Annotated in this window: 20 protein-coding genes; 13 read left to right on the top strand and 7 right to left on the bottom strand. The window is 61.9% G+C overall.

Annotated features, from left to right (window positions below):
• Positions 1-104: 104 nt before the first annotated feature.
• The 13 genes from HXX25_RS00460 (at position 105) to HXX25_RS00400 (ending at position 11,435) form a co-directional block, all read left to right on the top strand.
• Entirely contained in the window at positions 105-1,226 is a 1,122-nt protein-coding gene (locus tag HXX25_RS00460; RefSeq protein ID WP_187166468.1) for a DUF3500 domain-containing protein, read from the top strand.
• The gene (locus HXX25_RS00455; RefSeq protein WP_187166467.1) at positions 1,223-2,008 is read left to right on the top strand and encodes a DUF6090 family protein; all 786 of its coding nucleotides are present in this window, start codon (positions 1,223-1,225) and stop codon (positions 2,006-2,008) included. Before HXX25_RS00460 ends, HXX25_RS00455 begins: the two co-directional genes overlap by 4 nt.
• Positions 2,005-2,733: a hypothetical protein gene (locus HXX25_RS00450; protein WP_187166466.1), complete on the top strand. Its 729-nt coding sequence runs from the start codon at positions 2,005-2,007 to the stop codon at positions 2,731-2,733. Before HXX25_RS00455 ends, HXX25_RS00450 begins: the two co-directional genes overlap by 4 nt.
• Positions 2,730-3,503 (top strand): hypothetical protein, encoded by a 774-nt coding sequence (locus tag HXX25_RS00445; protein WP_187166465.1) that lies wholly within the window; start codon positions 2,730-2,732, stop codon positions 3,501-3,503. The genes HXX25_RS00450 and HXX25_RS00445 overlap by 4 nt, the downstream gene beginning before the upstream one ends.
• Entirely contained in the window at positions 3,500-4,240 is a 741-nt protein-coding gene (locus tag HXX25_RS00440; protein ID WP_187166464.1) for a hypothetical protein, read from the top strand. The genes HXX25_RS00445 and HXX25_RS00440 overlap by 4 nt, the downstream gene beginning before the upstream one ends.
• Positions 4,237-4,992, top strand: coding sequence for a hypothetical protein (locus tag HXX25_RS00435; protein WP_187166463.1), 756 nt, complete (start codon positions 4,237-4,239; stop codon positions 4,990-4,992). The genes HXX25_RS00440 and HXX25_RS00435 overlap by 4 nt, the downstream gene beginning before the upstream one ends.
• Positions 4,989-5,735: a hypothetical protein gene (locus HXX25_RS00430; RefSeq protein WP_187166462.1), complete on the top strand. Its 747-nt coding sequence runs from the start codon at positions 4,989-4,991 to the stop codon at positions 5,733-5,735. Before HXX25_RS00435 ends, HXX25_RS00430 begins: the two co-directional genes overlap by 4 nt.
• Before the next feature lie 93 nt (positions 5,736-5,828).
• The gene (locus HXX25_RS00425) at positions 5,829-6,470 is read left to right on the top strand and encodes a hypothetical protein (RefSeq protein WP_187166461.1); all 642 of its coding nucleotides are present in this window, start codon (positions 5,829-5,831) and stop codon (positions 6,468-6,470) included.
• A 31-nt stretch (positions 6,471-6,501) separates the two neighbouring features.
• Entirely contained in the window at positions 6,502-7,260 is a 759-nt protein-coding gene (locus HXX25_RS00420; protein ID WP_187166460.1) for a hypothetical protein, read from the top strand.
• The gene (locus HXX25_RS00415) at positions 7,257-7,982 is read left to right on the top strand and encodes a hypothetical protein (RefSeq protein WP_187166459.1); all 726 of its coding nucleotides are present in this window, start codon (positions 7,257-7,259) and stop codon (positions 7,980-7,982) included. The genes HXX25_RS00420 and HXX25_RS00415 overlap by 4 nt, the downstream gene beginning before the upstream one ends.
• Complete coding sequence (locus tag HXX25_RS00410; protein ID WP_187166458.1) at positions 7,979-8,755, top strand: hypothetical protein; 777 nt, start codon at positions 7,979-7,981, stop codon at positions 8,753-8,755. Before HXX25_RS00415 ends, HXX25_RS00410 begins: the two co-directional genes overlap by 4 nt.
• A gap of 83 nt (positions 8,756-8,838) precedes the next feature.
• Complete coding sequence (locus tag HXX25_RS00405) at positions 8,839-9,588, top strand: glycosyltransferase family 2 protein (RefSeq protein WP_187166457.1); 750 nt, start codon at positions 8,839-8,841, stop codon at positions 9,586-9,588.
• Positions 9,588-11,435 carry a glycosyltransferase family 39 protein gene (locus HXX25_RS00400; RefSeq protein WP_187166456.1) on the top strand — a complete coding sequence of 616 codons (1,848 nt, stop codon included), beginning with the start codon at positions 9,588-9,590 and terminating at the stop codon, positions 11,433-11,435. Before HXX25_RS00405 ends, HXX25_RS00400 begins: the two co-directional genes overlap by 1 nt.
• Here the strand turns inward: HXX25_RS00400 and folP are convergent.
• From folP to HXX25_RS00365, 7 genes are all read right to left on the bottom strand, one after another.
• The gene (folP, locus tag HXX25_RS00395; RefSeq protein ID WP_233346744.1) at positions 11,419-12,258 is read right to left on the bottom strand and encodes a dihydropteroate synthase; all 840 of its coding nucleotides are present in this window, start codon (positions 12,256-12,258) and stop codon (positions 11,419-11,421) included. The genes HXX25_RS00400 and folP overlap by 17 nt on opposite strands.
• Positions 12,258-14,186: an ATP-dependent zinc metalloprotease FtsH gene (gene ftsH, locus HXX25_RS00390; protein WP_187166455.1), complete on the bottom strand. Its 1,929-nt coding sequence runs from the start codon at positions 14,184-14,186 to the stop codon at positions 12,258-12,260. Before ftsH ends, folP begins: the two co-directional genes overlap by 1 nt.
• Positions 14,187-14,241: 55 nt before the next feature.
• Complete coding sequence (gene tilS / locus HXX25_RS00385) at positions 14,242-15,594, bottom strand: tRNA lysidine(34) synthetase TilS (RefSeq protein ID WP_187166454.1); 1,353 nt, start codon at positions 15,592-15,594, stop codon at positions 14,242-14,244.
• A complete protein-coding gene (gene ybgF / locus HXX25_RS00380; RefSeq protein WP_187166453.1) occupies positions 15,585-16,505 on the bottom strand; it encodes a tol-pal system protein YbgF in 921 nt (306 codons plus the stop codon). Before ybgF ends, tilS begins: the two co-directional genes overlap by 10 nt.
• A 138-nt stretch (positions 16,506-16,643) precedes the next feature.
• A complete protein-coding gene (pal, locus tag HXX25_RS00375) occupies positions 16,644-17,168 on the bottom strand; it encodes a peptidoglycan-associated lipoprotein Pal (RefSeq protein ID WP_187166452.1) in 525 nt (174 codons plus the stop codon).
• Between the two features lie 162 nt (positions 17,169-17,330).
• On the bottom strand, positions 17,331-18,683 hold the full coding sequence (gene tolB / locus HXX25_RS00370) for a Tol-Pal system beta propeller repeat protein TolB (RefSeq protein ID WP_187166451.1): 1,353 nt from the start codon (positions 18,681-18,683) through the stop codon (positions 17,331-17,333).
• Positions 18,684-18,722: 39 nt separating this feature from the next.
• Positions 18,723-19,520 (bottom strand): cell envelope integrity protein TolA, encoded by a 798-nt coding sequence (locus tag HXX25_RS00365; RefSeq protein ID WP_187166450.1) that lies wholly within the window; start codon positions 19,518-19,520, stop codon positions 18,723-18,725.
• Positions 19,521-19,527: the final 7 nt, after the last annotated feature.

The raw sequence follows: 19,527 nt of genomic DNA, 5'->3' as shown, positions 1-19,527 counted from the left end.
GAGCGCCCGCATCTCAGACTTGGAAACAGCACGCGAAGACGCCGATTCACGCGGCGGATGACTTCACAGGCCAAGTTGGCATAATAAATCTCGGGGGGAACATCATGAAGCATATTATCTTGATCGTGCTGGGCACGATTCTGGCCGGCGCTGCCCATGCGCATCCGGATCATGCAGACGCCGGCATGCGGCAGGAAGCCGCCGCCATGGCACAGGCCGCGGGCGAGTTTCTCGCGACACTGGACGAGGATCAGCGCGCCCGCGTGCTGTTTGACCTGGGCGACACCGAGGCGCGCGAGGGCTGGAGCAACCTGCCGACCTTGAGGGCACCGCGAGTGGGTCTGCAGATCGCGACGCTGAACGCGGAGCAGCGCGTCGCGCTGCACGGTTTGCTCGCCCGTTCGCTGTCCAGCGAAGGGTATGGCGACGCGATGCACATCATGTCGCTGGAAAGCCTTGGTCGCGCCAGGATCGAAACCGCCATAGCCGAACGGGGCGAGGACATGCCGGACGAAATGCGAGCGCGGGCGCAAGCCGCGCTGGCCGCAGCCAATCCTGAGAATTACTGGATCCGCATTTTCGGCGATCCGGCTTCCGGCACCTGGTCGCTGGTGCTGGATGGCCATCACCTGGCGGTCACTTCAACCGTGGTCGATGGCCGCATCACGTTCGCCCCGGTCTTCCTTGGCAACAATCCGCAGACCATTCCGTCAGGGGCGTTTGCCGGGCGGCGCTCCCTGCAGCACGAACTGGACAGGGTAGCCGACCTGATGGCCTCCCTGGACGAGAGCCAGCTTGCCGAACTGGTCCAGTCGCAGGATCGCCGTGAGGCCGCGGATTTCGCCGGCCCCGGCTGGGTGCCTGACATGGAGGCTGACGCCGTCGGCCTGTCGGCTGCCGATCTGTCTGACGATCAGATGCTGATGCTGCATGCCGCGATCCGGGAATTCATCGGTGTTGCCACGATGTCGGCGGCCGATGCCCGGCTGGCGCAGATCGAGACCGACGGGCTGGAGTCGCTCCATCTCGCCTGGTGGGGCGATCATGACGACCTGTCCGAACCCTTCATGCTGCGTATCAGCGGTCCGTCTCTGCACATCGATTTCGCCCGGGAGGGCCAAAGCGGCGATGCGAACCATTTCCACATTGTGATCCGCGACCCGTCGAATGATTACGGCGAGAACTGGCTGCAAGCCCATTATGAAGAGGCGCATGCCGAGGAATGATCCTCGCCCGCCTCTCCCAAGCCATCCGGACGCAGAACTGGTTCGCCGTTGTGCTGGAATTCGTCATCGTCATCGCCGGTGTGGTGATCGGTTTTCAGGTCAACGCATGGAACGAGGCGCGGACGGCCCGTATCCAGGAAGCCGTTATTCTGGCCAATCTGGAAGAGGACTTTCAGACCCTGGTCAGTGATATCGACGACGTCATCGAGCGGACCTTCGAGATCGCACGTAATGCCACAGTGGTCGTGGAAGCGATCGATAGCGGTGTGGTTCCAGAGGAGCGCATCGACCAGTTTGAAGAAGGACTGATCTCACTGGTCTGGGCCGTGCAGCCACCGCAATCACCGAGCACCTTGCAGGAATTGGTCAGTTCGGGCGGCCTGTCACGCTTGTCGGACGCCGATTTGCGGGCGGCGCTGGCGCGATTCATGGAACGGTATGAGGCCGTTGACGGCATGGCGAACCGGCTTGTTGAAGCCCGCTTCAACAATGCGCAGCGCGCCCCGCTTCCTGTGTCTCTGGAGCCTGGCAGTGTCGCTGATCTGGAACGCGCGCGTGAATCCGGCGCCTTTCTGAGCTCGGACAATTATCGCGCGGCCCAGGGTGTGCGCAGCACTCTGGAACACTATGACCTGGAGGCCCTGCAGGCTGATCCTGCCCTGCGCGATATGTTCGTGGCCAGCCGCGACCTCAACAATACCTATCTCAGCTGGTTGGTCGCCCTGCGCGTCAGTGCACTCGCGACCCTTGAACAGCTTGATCCAACGTCGGAAACACCATGATCCTCGCCCGCCTCTCCCATGCCATCCGGACCCAGAACTGGTTCGCGGTGACGCTGGAATTCGTCATCGTGATTGCCGGTGTCGTGATCGGTTTTCAGGTGACGGCGTGGAATGCGGCGCGCGTCAATCAGGAGCGAGAAGCGGCCTATATCGAACGGCTGCGTGACGACTTTGTGGACATCGAGACCACGACGCGGGGCGGCATTAACTCATACACCGAGATGTTCGAGGCCGCGGATCGGATCATGGCCTTCATCGAAAGCGGGGAGGCCGAACCGGCCGATGACGCGGCGTTCCGCAGTGATCTGTCGGCGATCCTGCTGGGCACGATACCGCCACCGCGATCGACCACCTTCCGGGAGATGGAATCGGCCGGTCAGCTGTCGTTGATTTCAGATCCCGAATTGCGTGAAATGCTGATCGAGATCGACGCCCTTCTGGCGCGATATGACAGGGTCTTCGCATTCGTTTTTACCCAGCAGGACCGCTACGGCGAATATCTCACCCGGTATCTGGTTTACCAGGACACGCTCGGCGAGTCCGGCGTGCCCGACGTCCCCGGCGTGTCGCGCTATGATCTTGCCGCGATGCGGGCCGACCCGCACTTCCTGCCTGCCATGTCGTCACTGCGCCGGGGCCACGGATTTAACGTGTTCTGGCTGCACTCGGTCCAGACCCAGGTGTCGAATCTGCGCGCCGAACTCGATGAACGGATTGCCGAATGATCCTCGCCCGCCTCTCCCGCGCCATCCGGCAGCAGAACTGGTTCGCCGTGGTGCTGGAATTCGTGATCGTGATCCTCGGCGTGGTGATCGGTTTTCAGATCACGGCGTGGAATGCCCGCCAGGCCGATCTTCAACGCGGTCAGCTCTATGTCGAGCGGTTGAGCGCGGACCTTGCGGAAAACCGCACCCGCACCGAAAGCAATATCGCCTTCCGGACAGACGTGCGGGCGCTCGGGCTGGACGCGCTCGCCTTTTCGTCGGGCGAACGTCAGCCCGCCAGCAGCTGGCACGCCGTGGCCACCTATTTCAATGCCAGCCAGTCGGGCAGCGCCTATCCGGTGCGCGCAACCTATGAAGAAATGCTCTCCACCGGCGATCTGCGCCTGATCGCCGATCTCGACCTGCGCAATGCGCTCAGCGTCTACTATACAGAGGGCGCATTGTCCGAAATTACCGACGAGCGGCCACCCTACCGGGCCTATGTCCGGACACTGATCCCGATCGAGCTGCAAGACCATATCTGGGACAATTGTTACACCTCCGGAGGCGGGACCGGCAGTCAGCAATTACGCGACTGCCCGCCGCCGGAACAGACCCGGCATGACATCGACGCGCTCGCCGCCCGGCTATTGAATGATGAAAGGCTCAATGGCGAGCTGCGGTTCTGGGTTTCGACCCAACGCGCGGCACTTGGTATCTTCAGCGATCAGCTAGCCCGGACAAACAGCCTGCTGGCAGCTCTGGATACGGCTCGGGATAACGCCCCATGATCCTCGCCCGCCTCACCCGCGCCCTCCGCGAGCAGAACTGGTTCGCGGTCGTTCTGGAATTCGTCATTGTCGTGGCCGGTGTGCTGCTGGCCTTCCAGATCTCGCTGCTGAGCGAACGGCAGGCCGTGCAAGAACGGATCGACGTCCAGATTGAACTCCTGCGAACGGAGATGCGTGCGAACCTCGCGGAAATTCAGGAAAACATCGGCATTCTGGAAACGAACAATGCGAATGTGCGCGAATTGCGGGTTCAGCTTTCGGCCTACACGGCAGGGGCCGATGCAACACGTCTGAATGAACTTACCCTTTATGCCTTCATGAATCCGAGCCTCGACGCCGAACACTTCGCGCTTGACCAACTGGAAATCATGGAAGGCCGCGCATCGCTGAGCGGCAGCCGGCTGGAAGCCAGGATGCGCGACTGGCGGCAGACTTTTGAAGTGGTACGCAGCACCGAGGAGAATATCGACAGCCTGATCGAGGTCACCAATGCCGGATCCACGTTCGAGGCTCTATCCATTGCCGCGATGGTCGACTCCTTTCCGCGTATCGGACTGGTCGAGCCTGTTCCTGTCAGCTTCGATACCGACTGGCTGGCCTTGTCGCAAGATTCGGCCTTTGCCGATCACCTGGCCATATTCGCGCTTAATCTGGAATACCTCTGGGCGGTGAACCAGAGCTTCGACACCGCCACGCAGGACCTGCTTGCGGCGATTGATGAAAGGCATCCGGAATGATCCTCTCACGCCTCACCCGCGCCATCCGCGAACAGAACTGGTTCGCTGTTGCGCTCGAATTCGTGATTGTTGTCGCGGGCGTCATGCTCGCCTTCCAGGCCACACTCTGGAACGAGGAGCGCCGGGCGCGGGACGTCGAACGCCAGGCGCTGTCTCAATTGCATGACGAGCTGGTCCAGCTTACCGAGACCCGGGAACAGTTTCGCGAGGCCGCCGAGACGGTGTCCGCCCAGCTCGATGCAGCGCGGCACTTCCTGCACGTGGGGACGTCAAACGAACGGATGCCCGAAGCGATGTGCAACGCGATCATCTTTTCCCACATCTTGCCCCAACCACCCGATCAGATGCCTACGATCGAGGAAATCATTGCGACCGGCCGGTTGAGTGCGATCCGGTCGCCGGACCTGCGGGCGTCGCTCAACCGTTTTGTCCAGCGCCGGATCACCGCGCGTAACGCGGTCGAGGCGATAGTCCGCAATTCGCTGTTGTTGCCGGTCCGGTTCCCGGAACTCTTGCAACGAAGCCTGGTTGCCGATCCCGACGCTCCGGACGGAACCCGCTCGGTGAACACCTGCGATAGCGCCAGCATGCGCGCATCGGCGGGCTTCCTCAACGAGCTCGCGAGTAATGCGGGGCGGGCGCAGGCCTATGTTTACGGCGCCATTTACAGCTTCGATTCCGACCTTGCAGCCCTTCACCTTGCGCTCGATGCCGAACTCGGGCTGACCGATGCAGAGGAGGCCTCCGAATGATCCTCGCCCGCATCACCAAGGCCATCCGCGAACAGAACTGGTTCGCTGTTGCGCTGGAATTCGTCATCGTCATCGCCGGTGTGGTGATCGGTTTCCAGGTTACGGAATGGGCGTCGGCGCGGGCGGAGGCCGAGCGGCGGGCCGTGGTGCTCGACCGGCTGCATGACGAGGTCGAGGGCGCGGTCAGCATCCTTGTCCGGATGACGGACACCTATGAGGAATTGAACACCGCCCGGACCGGGGTGATCGAGCGCATGATTGCCGGCGATCGGGACGGTATCGACACCGAAACCAACAACGCCGCGGCGGTGGCCACGACCCTTTATCCGGCCTTTTCACCGCGACAAGGCGTCTATACCGAAATCGTCAGTTCCGGCATGCTTTCCAGCCTGGGTGACGCAGCGTTCCGGGAAGCTTTGGGCGACTACCAGTCGAGCGTCGTTTTCCTGCAGGGCCAGATCGACTATTTCAGAGAAAGAGTGAATGCGCGCCCTGACATTGATAACTTCGATTATGTCTGGCTGGAATACGCACCCGGCACTTCCCGCGAACGGTCTCATGTTATCGACTGGGACGCCGCAGCGACCGATCCGGATTTCCTGCAATATCTTTTGACCGGCAATAACTCCATGCGCGCCATGACCGGCTGGTGGCAGAACACGCTGGAAAGTGCGCAAACCCTGTGCGCGGAGACCGCGCGCCTCACCGGCCGGGCCTGCGAACCGCCGGAGGCGTCGTTTTGATGATCCTCGCCCGGCCGGGCCCGCCTCGATTTCCGGATTGACAGGCCCTCCGGACCGTTTTCACTTCTGCTTGGGGAAATGGGGAGACGGATATTGAGCCAGCCACAACGCGGTGAGCGCTTCTTTTTCTTTTACAGCCTTGTTCTGTTCGGGATTGTTGCAGTGTTTTTTCCGATGCACGCGCTGGTGAATGCCGAGTATCTGCCACCGATCCGGCCCCTCCTGCACGTGCATGCGGTTCTGACGGGAAGCTGGTTTGCCCTGATCGTGGTCCAGACCGGGCTGATCGGACAGGGACGGGTTGCGCTTCACAAGACACTCGGCGCTGCGAGCCTTGTGCTCGTTGCCGTCATGCTGCCAGCCGGGATCTGGGTGAGTTACGAAAACATGCTGCGGACCGGCGCGGCGCAAATCTTCTACGGAAACTGCGTCAATGCGGCCTTCTTCATGGCCTATTATCTGATGGCCCTGAACTGGCGGCAAACGGCGGCCCTGCACAAGCGCTTCATGATGCTGGCGAGCCTGTCGATCATGTTCCCGGCGCTGGCGCGCGTGGGATATGTGTTCGACCTCAACCCGTTCGCCGTCCTGCCAATGTGGCTGGTCCTGCTGTTTGCGCTACCCGCCTACGACCTGATCCGTGAACGGAAGATCAAGACTGCCACCCTTGCCGGCCTGGGCCTGACGCTGGTCTATATCGGTATTCTCCTGATGATCGGGCCACCGCCGGAATGAGGCCGGACCCTGCCATAACCGGATGCGCCCCATGATCCTCACCCGCCTCTCCCGTGCCATCCGCGAGCAGAACTGGTTCGCTGTGGCGCTCGAATTCGTCATCGTCATCGCCGGTGTGGTGATCGGCTTTCAGATCACCGAATGGCGCGGCGAACAGGCTGACCGACACCTGGAAGCCTATTATCTGGAACGCCTCCACGCGGATCTGGTCGGAACATTGGAGGATTACTATTCCAACGCCGTGTGGGACGACACGCAGCTGGAGGCAGAAGCGGTCGCGCTGAACGCCCTGAGGTCCTGTACGCTGGACGAGTCAGAGCGTGAAGCCTTCGTTCGCGGGATCATCTTTTTGGGCAATATCAACCCGGTGCCATTGCGCTGGGAAACAGCTGATGAGCTCATCGCGACCGGGAATATCGGCCTTATCCGAGACCTCGAATTGCGCGAACGGCTGGCACGGGTCAACGGCCTCTACCAGAGAAGCCGCATGATTATCGAAGGCGCGCGCCAGGACATGACAACGCTGCGCCCCGAAATCGCCGGGCAAGTCGATGCCACCCAGTATTCATTTTCAACCGACGCGGCCTTTGATGCCCGCTTCGATTTTGACGCCCTGTGCAACGATCGGGCCTTTATCGGCACGATGTCGGCCATCAACATCCGATCCAGGCTGATTATCACGTTCACGCGCGGCCATCTGGAGCGCATTGACGAGCTGGAATCCTATCTGGCCGCAACGCTCGGCGTCGCCCCTTGGGAACGCCCTGAGGACGGTGAGAGCGAGACATGATCCTTTCCCGCCTTTCCCAAGCCATCCGGACGCAGAACTGGTTCGCGGTTGTGCTGGAATTCGTCATCGTCGTGGCGGGTGTCCTGCTGGCCTTCCAGATCACAGCGTGGAATGAGGCCCGGCAGGAGCAGGCCCTTGAAGCCGTCATCATCTGCCGTCTCGTGGACGATTTCTCGCTCATCGGACCGGATGTCCGCGAGCATTTGAGCGATGCGCATCGCACGGCCGAGCAGGCGAGCGCCCTGGTCCGGGCCGCACAGGAAGGGCTTGATCTCGACACGCTTGGCCAGTTTTCAACTGAGATTTTCATGTTGCGGGTACCGCCTGCGGGCTCGGCCACTTATGCGCAACTGATCTCGAACGGCGATATCGGCCTGATCCGGTCGTCGGAGCTGCGCTTGGCGCTCACCGATTTCGGCGAGCATGTCGACCGGCACCAGCGCGCCGGGTCCGATCTGGCCAACGGTGTCTTCGATCCCGGCGCGCCGGTTTTCGGAGCGGTTTCGCTGAGTCCGGCCGAGATCGAGGCGCTGTCCCCGTCCCAACGCGAAGCGCTGCAGGCCGTGATCGGCAGTGTCGACTTCCAGCTCGCCACAAGATTGATCGAAGCCCTGGTGTCCGCGAGCTTGAGCTGGAAAACCACGACTGCCGAGAAACTGGAACGCCTCGAACAGTTGCTGGCGGTTCACGGCGCGCATTGCGCAGGAGGTTCGACGCCATGATCCTTGCCCGCCTCTCCCGCGCCGTGCGCGAACAGAACTGGTTCGCCGTGGCGCTCGAATTCGTCATCGTCATCGCCGGTGTGGTGATTGGTTTCCAGATCACGGCGTGGAATGCGGACCGGGCCGCCGCCGAGCGTGCAGACATCCTGACGGCCCGGCTGATCGCGGATTTGCGCGCCGAGCAATGGCGGGTGGAGGGCAATACGATTTACTATGCCCAGGTCTCCGATAATGCCCAGCGCACCATCGATGCGCTGGAGGGGCGGCGCGAGGTAGAGGACGAAACGCTGGTCATCGAAGCCTTCCGGGCGACCCAGATTTTCTCGTTTCCTGTGATCCGGACCACCTATGAGGAGCTGGTCTCCACCGGGACGATTGATCTGATCTCGGACGAGGCGCTGATGACCGCTGCCGTTGAATATTATGAAAGCGGACAGGATGATCTGAGTTTTCAGGACCGGGACCGAACCTACCGTCATGCCTTTTTCCGCCTGTCCGAACGCGCGCTCTATGACGCGCTCGCGGACACTTGTGCTGAACCGAGGACGCTGGAAATCGGGGATTATCATGCCCTGTCCGGCATTCTCGACTTTCCTTGTGATATTGTCGGCCATGATGCTGCGATTGCGGCCATGGCGGAGCGCCTGCGGGCGGACGATGACTTGTTGCCGCTGCTGCGCCAGCGCGCCGTTGAAACATCCATCGAAAGCAATTCGCAAATCTATTGGCAGCTGATGTTCGAGCGCATATTGCCGCCCCGTGAAGCCGGATAAAGTGTCCGGATTGCTGAACTCTGCCTGTATCCCCTTACGCCGAAACGCGCTATTCACGACGCAATAGCACAGAGCGGGCGGACATGCAGGCAGGCACACTTTCCATCGTCATTCCGGTGCACAACGAAGCCGGAAACATCGACTCGGTTATGGCCGAGGCCGTAGACGTGTTCTCCGCAGCCTTCGAGGCGTTTCACATCATTGCCGTCGAAGATGGCTCGACGGACGCGACGTGGGAAAAGCTCACCGCGCTGGGTGCTCGCTATCCACACGTCACAGCCATTCAACATCCGAACCGCGCGGGCAAAAGCGCCGCGCTGCGCACCGGCTTTCTGGCCGCGAAGACGCTGTGGGTGGCAACGATGGACGGCGATGGTCAGGACGATCCGCAATCGGTCGTCGATATGGCATCGAAGATCGACCTTGCCTCGCTGGACGCACCGGCACTGGTTTGCGGTTGCCGGACCAACCGCACCGACGGGGCCAACCGCAAATGGGCGTCGAAGATCGGCAATGCCATCCGCCGCTTCATGTTGCGCGATGACTGTCCGGACACGGCCTGCGGGCTGAAGGTGATCCCGCGAGACCTGTTCCTCGCCTTGCCATTCTTTGACTCCCTGCACCGTTATCTGCCGCCGCTGACGCGCTATCTGGGCTTTGACCAGATCTATGTCGACGTCGTGAACCGGGCGCGGATTTCCGGCGAAACAAAATACACGAATGTCGGCCGCGCCTTTGCGGGTTTCTTTGATCTGATGGGTGTGAACTGGCTGATGCGGCGTACGCATATTCCGTCGAAAGCCTTGCTGTTTGCCCCGAAGGATGATGCCTGATGCAAGCTCTGTCTGACTGGCTGATGGCCGGGCCTGAGAAATGGGGCCTGTCGATCCGCGCCTGGCTGGTGCTGGCGTTTATTGCGCTTCTGGCGATGTCACCGGGCCTGACCTCCATGCCGGTCATGGACCGCGACGAGGCGCGCTATTCGCAAGCGTCGACGCAGATGATCGAGACCGGCGATTATGTCGATATCCGTTTCCAGGAAAATCCCCGGCATGTGAAGCCGGCGGGCATCTACTGGATGCAGGTGATCACCTCCCTGCCCTTTGGCGGCGCAGATGCCGATATCTGGGCCTTCCGCCTGCCCTCGCTGATAGGCAGTCTGATCGCCGTCTTCGGCACGGCCTGGCTGGCGGCGCGCCTGTTCGGCCCCCAGGCAGGTCTGGCCGCCGGTTTGCTGATGGCCACCGCGCTGATGATGCAGGTCGAAGCCCGCACGGCCAAGACCGACGCCATGTTGCTAGCCGCCGGTGTGCTGGCGCAGACTGGTCTGATGATGATGCTCCTGAAGGCCGAAGCCGGAGAGCGGCTGAAATTCATTGGCTGGCCGCTGCTCTTCTGGGCCGCGAGCGGTGCCGCCATCATGATCAAAGGACCGATCATAGCGATGGTCAGCGCGCTGGCACTGATCGGCTATTTCATTTTCAAACATCACGCGAAATGGCTTTTCATTCTTTTTGGCGCCGCGTTTCTCATCGAAATTCTGAAGCTTGTGGGGCTCGGTTTTCTGCCCGGCGGCATTGCCGTGCTGATGGGCGGCATGGCGGGGCTTTTTGTCTTCGTGCTGGTTCTCTACAAGGACGCGCGTTCAGCGCTGGCGAACTTTCACTGGATCAAGGGATTGCTGGTTTTGTCCGCCATCGCCCTGCCCTGGCTGATTGCCATCAATATCGCTACCGATTGGGGCTTCCTGCAGGAATCGGTCGGTCATGCCCTGTTCGGCAAGGTCGGCGAGGCCGATGACAGTCATGGCGGGCCCTTCCTCTATCACTCGCTGTTATCGCCCGCCATGTTCTGGCCGGGCTCTGCCTTGCTGGGCCTGGCACTCTTGGCCGCCTGGGCGGGACGCAACAAACCGGAAATCCGCTTTCTGATCATGTGGGCCCTGCCGACCTGGATCGTGTTCGAATTTGTGCAGACCAAGCTGCCGCATTATGTGCTGCCGGCCTTTCCGGCATTGGCGATACTGGCGGCGGCAGGCTTGATGCAGGTTCCGGCCCTGCTGGCCGGGTGGAAGACCAAGACGCTCCATTTCGTCTGGATCGGGCTGGCGGTTGTGGCGGGCCTCGCCATAGCGGCCATTCCGACCTATGGCGCGCTGGAGCTGAACGAGACGCATCCGGAAATCGCCTATGCAGCGACGGTTCTGGGCGCGCTTTGCGCAATGGTTCTGATCTGGTTTGCCGTAAAGCCGGGTCTTGCGCGCCTCATTCCACTCAGCGTTATTGTTGCCGTGCAATACCTCGTCGCCTTCGGGTTCGCCATTCCGTCCGTCGACGCGGCGTGGCCGTCCAACCGGGTGGCGCGTATCGTCGAGACGCTGGAGGGGTGCGACGCCTATCCCGCCGCCACAGCCGGTTACCGCGAGCCCTCCAATGTCTTCTACCTTGGTACGGATGTGGCCCTGACCGATGGCGCGGGCGCAGCGGCCAGCCTCCTGCTCCATCCCGAGTGCGGCATTGCTGTTGTCGACGCCACAGAGCGCACCGGTTTTGATGCGGCTCTGGCAGAACAGGGTGTACGCCTGCTGGGGCAGGTGTCCGGCGTCAATATGGTCAAGGGCGATGAGCTCGAGCTCGACATTCTGACGCTGGACGGATCGCAGGTCAGAACGGCTGATTGATGGCCGCCTGCACTTTGAACGCCTGCACCGTTTCCCGCACATCGTGAACGCGAATACAGGCCGCCTTTTGCTGCGCAGCATAAAGCGCAATCGCCAGTGATCCACCCAGACGGTTTTCGGCCTCCGTGCCCTCGTCCAGCTCGGCAATCAGACGCTTGCGAGACGCGCCGATCAGCAGCGGAAAGTCATTCGACACGTCAGAAATGCTGCGCAGCAATTCCAGATTATGCGGCAGCGCTTTTCCAAAGCCGATGCCCGGGTCCAGCCAGATATTTTCGCGCCGGACATCTGCGGCGATGGCGGCATCAGCGCGCTCTGACAGACAGGCGGACACCTCACGGACCACATCGTCATAGTGCGGGTTCTGCTGCATGGTTTGTGGTTCGCCCTGCATGTGCATCAGGACCACACCGCAGCCCAGTTCAGCCGCCGTCCTCAGCGCCCCGGGGGCCCGCAAGGCATTCACGTCATTCCAGATCGTTGCGCCCGCTTCCATGGCCGCACGGGCGACATCCGGTTTCATCGTGTCGATAGATATGGCGGCATCGGTATGACGTCTGATGCCCCGGATGACCGGCAGGATGCGGCGCAGCTCCTCGGCTTCATCGACCGGGTTTGCCCCCGGCCGTGTGGATTCACCGCCAATGTCGAGTATGTCTGCGCCATCGCGCGCCAGCTGCAGCGCATGATCAATCGCGGCATTGGCCTCGTCGTATCGCCCGCCATCGGAAAAGCTGTCCGGGGTGACATTGACGATCCCCATGACAAGAGGCCACCCGCGTTCGCGAATGGCCTCTTGCAGGTCTTCAAATGTGGTGGACATCAGGCCCCTTGCGGCGCGGGACCACCCGAGGGTTCAGTGCCCGTCGAGGTTTCCTCATCATCGTCCGTTGCCGGCACGGCCCCCGATGGCGTGTCATCTTTCGATGGCGGTATATCCGCATTGCGGGTCGGCGGATTGCCTTTCAGCAATTCGGTGATCTCGGCACCCGAAAGGGTTTCGTATTCCAGCAGACCTTCGGCCAGGGCTTCCCAGTCCTTGCGCTTCTCGGTCAGAATCTTGCGGGCGGTTTCATTGGCCTCGTCGATCAGGCGGCGCACTTCTTCCTCGATGATGCGGGCGGTTTCACCGGAGATGGACTTCGACCGGGTGAGTTCCTGGCCGAGGAAAACATTCTGACCCCCGCCGTCGGAATAATCGATGGTGCCCAGCTTGTCCGAGAAACCCCACTGGGTGATCATCGCTCGGGCCACGCGGGTCGCCTGCTGGATATCGGAAGACGCTCCGGACGTGATCTTTTCCTTGCCGAATTTCAGTTCTTCGGCAATGCGGCCGCCCATGGCGATGGCGAGGAAAGACGTCATCTGGGTGAAGTTTTCCGACAGCTTGTCGGCTTCCGGCAGACGCATGACCATGCCCAGCGCGCGGCCGCGCGGAATGATGGTCGCCTTGTGGACCGGGTCGGCATCGGGAACATTCAGGGAGACAATGGCGTGACCGGCCTCGTGCCAGGCGGTCAGTTCCTTTTCCTTGTCGGACATGACCATGGAGCGGCGTTCCGGCCCCATCATGACCTTGTCCTTGGCGTCTTCAAACTCCGCCATGGAGACGATGCGTTTGTTGCGGCGCGCGGCCAGCAATGCGGCTTCATTCACCAGATTGGCCAGGTCGGCGCCGGAAAAACCGGGCGTGCCACGGGCAATGACTTTCGGTTCCACATCATCGGAAATCGGCACATTGCGCATATGCACCTTGAGGATTTTCTCGCGGCCGATGATGTCGGGATTGGGCACGACGACCTGACGGTCAAAACGGCCGGGGCGCAGAAGCGCCGGGTCCAGCACGTCCGGACGGTTGGTCGCTGCGATCAGGATGATACCTTCATTGGCTTCAAAGCCGTCCATCTCGACGAGCAGCTGGTTGAGCGTCTGCTCGCGCTCATCATTGCCGCCACCCAGGCCGGCACCGCGTGAGCGGCCAACGGCGTCGATCTCGTCAATGAAGATGATGCAGGGCGCGTTTTTCTTGGCCTGTTCGAACATGTCGCGGACACGAGAGGCGCCAACACCCACGAACATTTCAACGAAGTCCGAGCCGGAAATCGTGAAGAAGGGCACATTGGCTTCCCCGGCGACAGCGCGCGCGGTGAGCGTCTTACCGGTTCCGGGCGGGCCGATCAGCAGAGCGCCTTTCGGAATCTTGCCGCCAAGACGCTGGAATTTGGACGGGTCTTTCAGGAATTCGACGATTTCCTCGAGCTCTTCCTTGGCCTCGTCAATGCCGGCGACATCGTCAAAGGTCACGCGGCCGGACTTCTCCGTCAGAAGGCGCGCCTTGGACTTGCCAAAACCCATCGCGCCGCCCCGGCCACCGCCCTGCATCTGGCGCATGAAATAGATCCAGACACCGATGAGCAGCAGGAAGGGGAAAATGCTGAGAAGCCAGCTGAAGATATTGAAGCCGCTGGCCGCGGGTGTGACTTCAAACTCGACATCATTGGCCCGGAGGATGGCGTAGAGCTGTTCGTCGGCAACAGGAAAAACGGTCGAGACCGGTTCGGCGCCGCCAGAGATGATCCGGTCGCCGTCAATGGTGACGCGATTGATCTGATCATTCTCGACGCGCTCTATAAACCGCGAATATTCGATCTGCTGTGCGCCCGGAGCGGTTTCGCCCGGCTGCAGCAGATTAAAGAGCGCCACCAGAAGGAGGATCATGATGGCCCAGATCATCAGATTGCGAATATTCATCTCGTTTTCCGTCGCTAGTTCTCTGTCTGTGTCCCGATATGGGGTATAAGTGCGGCTAATGCGAGCCTTGCGCCGTTTGCGCGTGCAGTTGTTCATCAAACCATGCAGGCGGTCTGTCCTCAAACAGATTCCGCCGGATCAGCGCTTTGGCAAGGCTCCGTGTCACTTTGTCCGCAGACCCTGACAGGCCCGGCATACCACAAAGCTGTCCGCCTTGCCTGATCAACGGTAATCCCGGGCGCGCCAGAGCCGGGACCGCTTTGAGCGTTTCCGCCGTTATTCCGGTTGGATAGGTCTTGCCCAGCAGAGAGATTTCGAGGTCTGGCCGGGTGAAAGCAAAACGCCCGTCCCAGATTGTTGCCGTTCCGAGCGGGAGGGTGCTGACCGGCGCAGCCGCCTGATCGGCGCGGCCCGCGACGGCACCCGGATCCCGCACCAGCCACCATTCGCCTCTGAAGAGTGTCAGCGCAGCTCCGCCTGCGGTTGCCGATGCAGAGGCTTTCAACGCCTCCAGCAGGCGCTTCGCGGCATCCATCCGGGGTGAAGGGTCGCCGCTGACCGCAGCGCGCGCGGCCTCCATCGCTTTTTGCGCCGGACGGTCGGCGGCATCGCCCAATGCGCCTCGATCCAGCCTGATGCCGCCCCAGGGCAGCAGCGTGGCGGATTTGAGCAACACGGCGGCCGCCTCGCATGCCCCGGACCGTCTGGACGCCTGGAATCGCCCGGCCATGGCGCAAAGTTCTGCGACGTCAAACCCGCCATCGGAGAGCTGCGCCAGCGTCTGGCGATTGCGAATGCGCGTGAAGTTGCGGCTCTCATTGGAAGGATCATCAATCCAGGACTGACCTTCGCGGCTCAGCCAGTTGCGCAATGCGGCGCGGGAGACATCGAGCAGCGGGCGGACGATTGAAAGCGCCATCCCCTCCGGCCAGAGCGGCAAGGGGCTGCGCGCCGACATGCCGGCCAGCGCATCGGGGCCACCGCCGGCCTGAAGCCGCATCCAGACGGTTTCGGCCTGATCATCGAGCGTGTGACCGAGGAGAATTGTCTGTGCATTTACGTCCCGGGCCATGCGGGCGAAGGTCTGAAGACGGAAGGTGCGCGCGGCTGCCTGAATGCCGGATGCCGGTTTATCGCCTTCCCAGCGGACAATTTCCGGGTTGAGCCCCAATTGCCGGGCCCTTGACGCGGCCGCTTCGGCCTCGCGCGCGCTTTCCGGACGCAGGGCGTGATCGATAATCACCGGGATCAATGGCACATCGCATTGCCGGGCCCAGCGGGCCGCAATCAGCAGCAGGGCGGTTGAATCACCTCCACCGGAGAATCCGATGAGACAGGGCGCTGTCCCCAGCGCCGCCAGCCGCCCGCAGACGATATCCGGATTAAAATCCAGCGGTTCTAGCGGCACCCGGCGCGCAAGGCCTCGCGTTCGGCGCGGGCCGTGGCGTTGGGGCCGGCGGACGGAAATTCGCGGGAGAAGCGGGCAAGGGTCTGACAGGCTTCGTCATTGCGTCCGAGCGCGCCCAGAGAGGAGGCCAGACGCACCAGCGCATCGGGCGCTACCGATCCGTTCCGTTCTTCGCGCAAGGAGGTGATGTAGGCATCTGCCGCCGAGGCATAATCGCCGCGCACATAATAGGTTTCGCCCAGCCAGAACCAGGCTTCGTCGATCAATTCGTCGTCGGGGAAATTGCCGATGAAGCTGGAGAAATCCTCCTGCGCCCCGTCAAAATCACCATCAAGCAGTTTGGCGCGGGCCTGACCATAAGCCTGATTGGCGCTCATGGCCGGGGCCCGGTCAGCTGCTCCGGCGATGGTTCCGCCCAGAGGCCGGGTGGCAGCGGCGCGGTCGGCGGCATAAGGATCGCCGGCATCGGTCACGGCAAGGCCGCCGCCGGTGAGGTCACGTGGACCGGAACCGGTGTTGGCGCGCTCGCCACTATCGGTCATGGCACCTGCATCCGGCACCGGATCGACCGGGTTGCCCTCGTCATCATATTGTTGCGCCGGCCGCGACCGGAGGGCCGCGAGCTGATTGCGGAGGCTCTGGATTTCCCGGTCTTGCGCAGCGATCCGCTGGCCCAGCTGGCGGTTTTCAAATTCGAGACGTTCGGCCTGTCCGGTGGCGTCCCGGACCTGGAATTCAAGTTCAGCAATCCGGGTCAGCATCTGATCATTCTGGGCAATGCGCAGGGAGTCCATCTCGGCGAGGCGCGCTTCGACAGCATCCAGACGCGACGCGAGCTCGCGTCGCGATTGCGCGTCAACGGGTGCGCTGAACAACAGGATAGCGAGGGGGAGAATCAGATAACGGATCATGGGTCAGGTCATCCCTGTCTTTGGCCAATAGAGGCACGGGATAGGCGATCGAGGCGGCGAAAATACGGCGGCCGGATTAACAAAGAAAAACGCCCGCAGCGATACACTGCGGGCGTTCCTCTGGACAATTGTCCGGTTCTAGCCCGTGACGCCACCGGTTATCATGGTGGTGGCGTTCCGGTTGAGCGACCAGCAACGTTCGCCGGATTCGCGGCAGGTTGGCCGTTCCTTGCCGTATGACACGGTCTGGATACGCGATGGCGATACGCCAAGGCTGACCAGATAATCGCGGGCCGCATTGGCCCGGCGTGCACCCAGTGCCAGATTGTATTCGCGCGTGCCGCGCTCATCGCAATTGCCGGCGATCAGGATGTTCGTGCCCGAATAGGCGTTCAGCCAGTCGGCCTGACGGCGCAGGGTCTCACGGCCTGCAGCCGTCAATGTCGACCGGTCAAGGTCATAGAAAACACGGTCGCCGGCGGTCGCCACAAAGTGGGCTTCCGTCCCCGGAACCGGCCCCGGATCCACAGTCCCCGTCGTATCCGTACGCGTCGTGCGCGGCGGCTCCGATGTCGGGGCTTCGGTTGTGGTCTGCGGCGGTGTTGACGCGCATGCCGCCAGAACGGCTGTCATGCCCGCAATCAGTAAAAGCTTGAACTTCATATCTGTCCTATCCCTTATTCGCCGGGTCTGAGCCAGCCCCCGGAACTTCCACCACTACGCACGATTACGCCATTTTCGCGACAAAACTGCCTGTTCGGGCAGGTTTTCCACACAAAGACGGCTTATTCCGCACGCCCTGTTTTCACGCTACTGCCAAAAGCCCTATTCGATCAAGGGCGACCATGCCGGATCAGACGATTGTCCATTGATCGGCATGCGCCGCAAATTGAAACCGGCGAGGTCAACACTCCAGATTTCATACTCCGTACCTTCACGCCCGCGGTCCCCCCGGGTGAAGAGAATGACCCGTCCATTCGGCGACCAGGCCGGCGTGTCGACATAATAGCCCTGATAGAGAATGCGCTCTTCGCCGGAGCCATCGGCCGCGACGACGCCCAGAGAAAACTGGCCGTTATGCTGTTTGACAAAGGCGATCAGATCGCCGCGCGGCGACCAGACCGGCGCGGTATAGCGGCCTTCACCGAAGGACATGCGCTGCACATCGCCGCCATTGGCATTCATGACGTAGAGCTGTGAGCCGCCGCTGCGGCTGGAGGAGAAGACGATCCGTTCGCCGTCGGGCGAGAAGCTGGGCTCGACATCATCGGCCGGGTGTTCGGTCAGGCGACGCAGGCTGCGCAAGCGCAGATCGAAGAGATGGATGTCGTGGCCGGCCTGAAGCTCGATCGAGACGGCCAGACGCTCGCCATCGGGCGAGAAACGCGCCGACAGCGATTGCCCGTCCGGATCAATCCGGGCAAGGCCTGCTCCGCCGGAGGCGAACAGCGCTTCCTGGCGGCCACTTTCGAGATCGTAGACATAGGTGGTCGCCTGCCCGTCGAGGAAGGAGACATAGGTAATCTGCTGGGCGCTTGGCGAATAGTTCGGCAGGAGCGACCAGTAGGACCGGTCGGTCAGGAAGGAGGGGTTGGCCCCGTCCTGATCCATCACGGCCAGACGGCGAACCGGCTCGCCGCGCGGCCCGATGCCTTCGGAAACGTAAATCACCCTTGTATCGAAATAGCCGCCTTCACCGGTCAGGCGCTCATAGACGGCATCGGCGACGCGGTGCGCCACCCGGCGCCAGTTTTCCGGCGCGGTGACAAATTGCAGACCGACCATCTGCTCCTGCAGGCGCGTATCCCACAAACGAAAGCCCACCAGAAGACGGCCATCCGATTGCCGCGTGACCTGCCCGATCAGAAGGGCATCGGCGTTGATGACACGCCAGTCCTGAAAGCGCGGACGCAGATTGAAATCCTGAATATCCTCGATGAAGGCGCGCTCATCGATGGTCGAGAACAGGCCGGAGCTGACGAGGTCTGCCGCAATGACGCCGGCAATATCGCCGCCGCGACCATCTGTGCCGCCAACGTCGATGAAGTCGGGAATGGCGATCGGAACAGGCTCGAGATTGCCCCGCGAAATATCCACCTGCAGGGGTTGCTGGGCCAGCGCCGCAGCGGGAAGGGCAACCATGAAAAGAAGGCTCAAAAGGCGAATAAACCGGGTCATATGATTTCGGATCTCCAGAAACTCAGCAGCAGGGTAGCATCAAGTCTCGTTGCGAAAAGTGACATCTATGCGGCGCCAGATGGAAAAATATTCGGCCGGCAGCCGATAAGGGGCGCAATCAATGACCGCCGCAAGGGCCCGCTCCCGGGCGACACGCCAGTATCGGTCACCGGACACATCAATCGCCTGCCGGTTCAACGCTTCGGGCGGGCCGTCGAGACTGCCGTCCCGATTCAGGCGAACGCGGACCATGACGATGAGGCGTTCGGGATCCGGCGCATCCGCCGATCCGCGGTAACAGCGTTGGGCCTGACTGCGAATGCTGTCCGCGAGTGTGACGCCGATCGCCTCATAGGAAGCGGCGGAATCCTGCGTCTGGCCAGAGGATGAGGAGCTGCGATCCCGGTCCACCGAACTGGCGAGGTCGCGCAGCATGTCATCGAAAGATTGTTCGCGGGCGGGCTGGGCCGGCTGCGGTGCCGTCTGCGCCGGTGGCTGGGCGGGCGCTTCCGGTTCCGGATCGGGCACGAATTCCGGCTCCGGCTCGGGCTCGGGTTCCGGTGCGGCTTCCGTTTCGGGCGCCGCATTCATGTCGATTTCCGGCTCGGGCTCCGGTTCGGGTTCAGCGACCGGAGGCGGCGCTTCTTCCTCGACCGGTTCTTCCTCCACCTCTTCTTCAGGCAGGTTGGTCACGTCCGCGATTTCGGTGATCAGCTCCAGCGGCACAATCTGGCTGGTCGTGAACTGGCGAACGGTCTGCGGAAAGTAGAACAGTCCGGCCACGATGAAACCGGCATGCACGAGCAGCGAAGCAAAGACAACGAGAGCTGTGCGCATACCGGCG

The organism is Hyphobacterium sp. CCMP332 (assembly GCF_014323565.1).
GTDB lineage: Bacteria > Pseudomonadota > Alphaproteobacteria > Caulobacterales > Maricaulaceae > Hyphobacterium.
The sequence above is the reverse complement of the archived record's forward strand: the minus strand, read 5'-3'. Positions and strand labels throughout refer to the sequence as shown.

Bases quoted from the DNA above. Each gene is read 5' to 3' on its own strand.
- HXX25_RS00460 (WP_187166468.1), top strand. From the start codon at position 105: ATGAAGCATATTATCTTGATCGTGCTGGGCACGATTCTGGCCGGCGCT.
- HXX25_RS00455 (WP_187166467.1), top strand. From the start codon at position 1,223: ATGATCCTCGCCCGCCTCTCCCAAGCCATCCGGACGCAGAACTGGTTC.
- HXX25_RS00450 (WP_187166466.1), top strand. From the start codon at position 2,005: ATGATCCTCGCCCGCCTCTCCCATGCCATCCGGACCCAGAACTGGTTC.
- HXX25_RS00445 (WP_187166465.1), top strand. From the start codon at position 2,730: ATGATCCTCGCCCGCCTCTCCCGCGCCATCCGGCAGCAGAACTGGTTC.
- HXX25_RS00440 (WP_187166464.1), top strand. From the start codon at position 3,500: ATGATCCTCGCCCGCCTCACCCGCGCCCTCCGCGAGCAGAACTGGTTC.
- HXX25_RS00435 (WP_187166463.1), top strand. From the start codon at position 4,237: ATGATCCTCTCACGCCTCACCCGCGCCATCCGCGAACAGAACTGGTTC.
- HXX25_RS00430 (WP_187166462.1), top strand. From the start codon at position 4,989: ATGATCCTCGCCCGCATCACCAAGGCCATCCGCGAACAGAACTGGTTC.
- HXX25_RS00420 (WP_187166460.1), top strand. From the start codon at position 6,502: ATGATCCTCACCCGCCTCTCCCGTGCCATCCGCGAGCAGAACTGGTTC.
- HXX25_RS00415 (WP_187166459.1), top strand. From the start codon at position 7,257: ATGATCCTTTCCCGCCTTTCCCAAGCCATCCGGACGCAGAACTGGTTC.
- HXX25_RS00410 (WP_187166458.1), top strand. From the start codon at position 7,979: ATGATCCTTGCCCGCCTCTCCCGCGCCGTGCGCGAACAGAACTGGTTC.
- HXX25_RS00405 (WP_187166457.1), top strand. From the start codon at position 8,839: ATGCAGGCAGGCACACTTTCCATCGTCATTCCGGTGCACAACGAAGCC.
- HXX25_RS00400 (WP_187166456.1), top strand. From the start codon at position 9,588: ATGCAAGCTCTGTCTGACTGGCTGATGGCCGGGCCTGAGAAATGGGGC.
- folP (WP_233346744.1), bottom strand. From the start codon at position 12,258: ATGTCCACCACATTTGAAGACCTGCAAGAGGCCATTCGCGAACGCGGG.
- ftsH (WP_187166455.1), bottom strand. From the start codon at position 14,186: ATGAATATTCGCAATCTGATGATCTGGGCCATCATGATCCTCCTTCTG.
- ybgF (WP_187166453.1), bottom strand. From the start codon at position 16,505: ATGATCCGTTATCTGATTCTCCCCCTCGCTATCCTGTTGTTCAGCGCA.
- pal (WP_187166452.1), bottom strand. From the start codon at position 17,168: ATGAAGTTCAAGCTTTTACTGATTGCGGGCATGACAGCCGTTCTGGCG.
- tolB (WP_187166451.1), bottom strand. From the start codon at position 18,683: ATGACCCGGTTTATTCGCCTTTTGAGCCTTCTTTTCATGGTTGCCCTT.
- HXX25_RS00365 (WP_187166450.1), bottom strand. From the start codon at position 19,520: ATGCGCACAGCTCTCGTTGTCTTTGCTTCGCTGCTCGTGCATGCCGGT.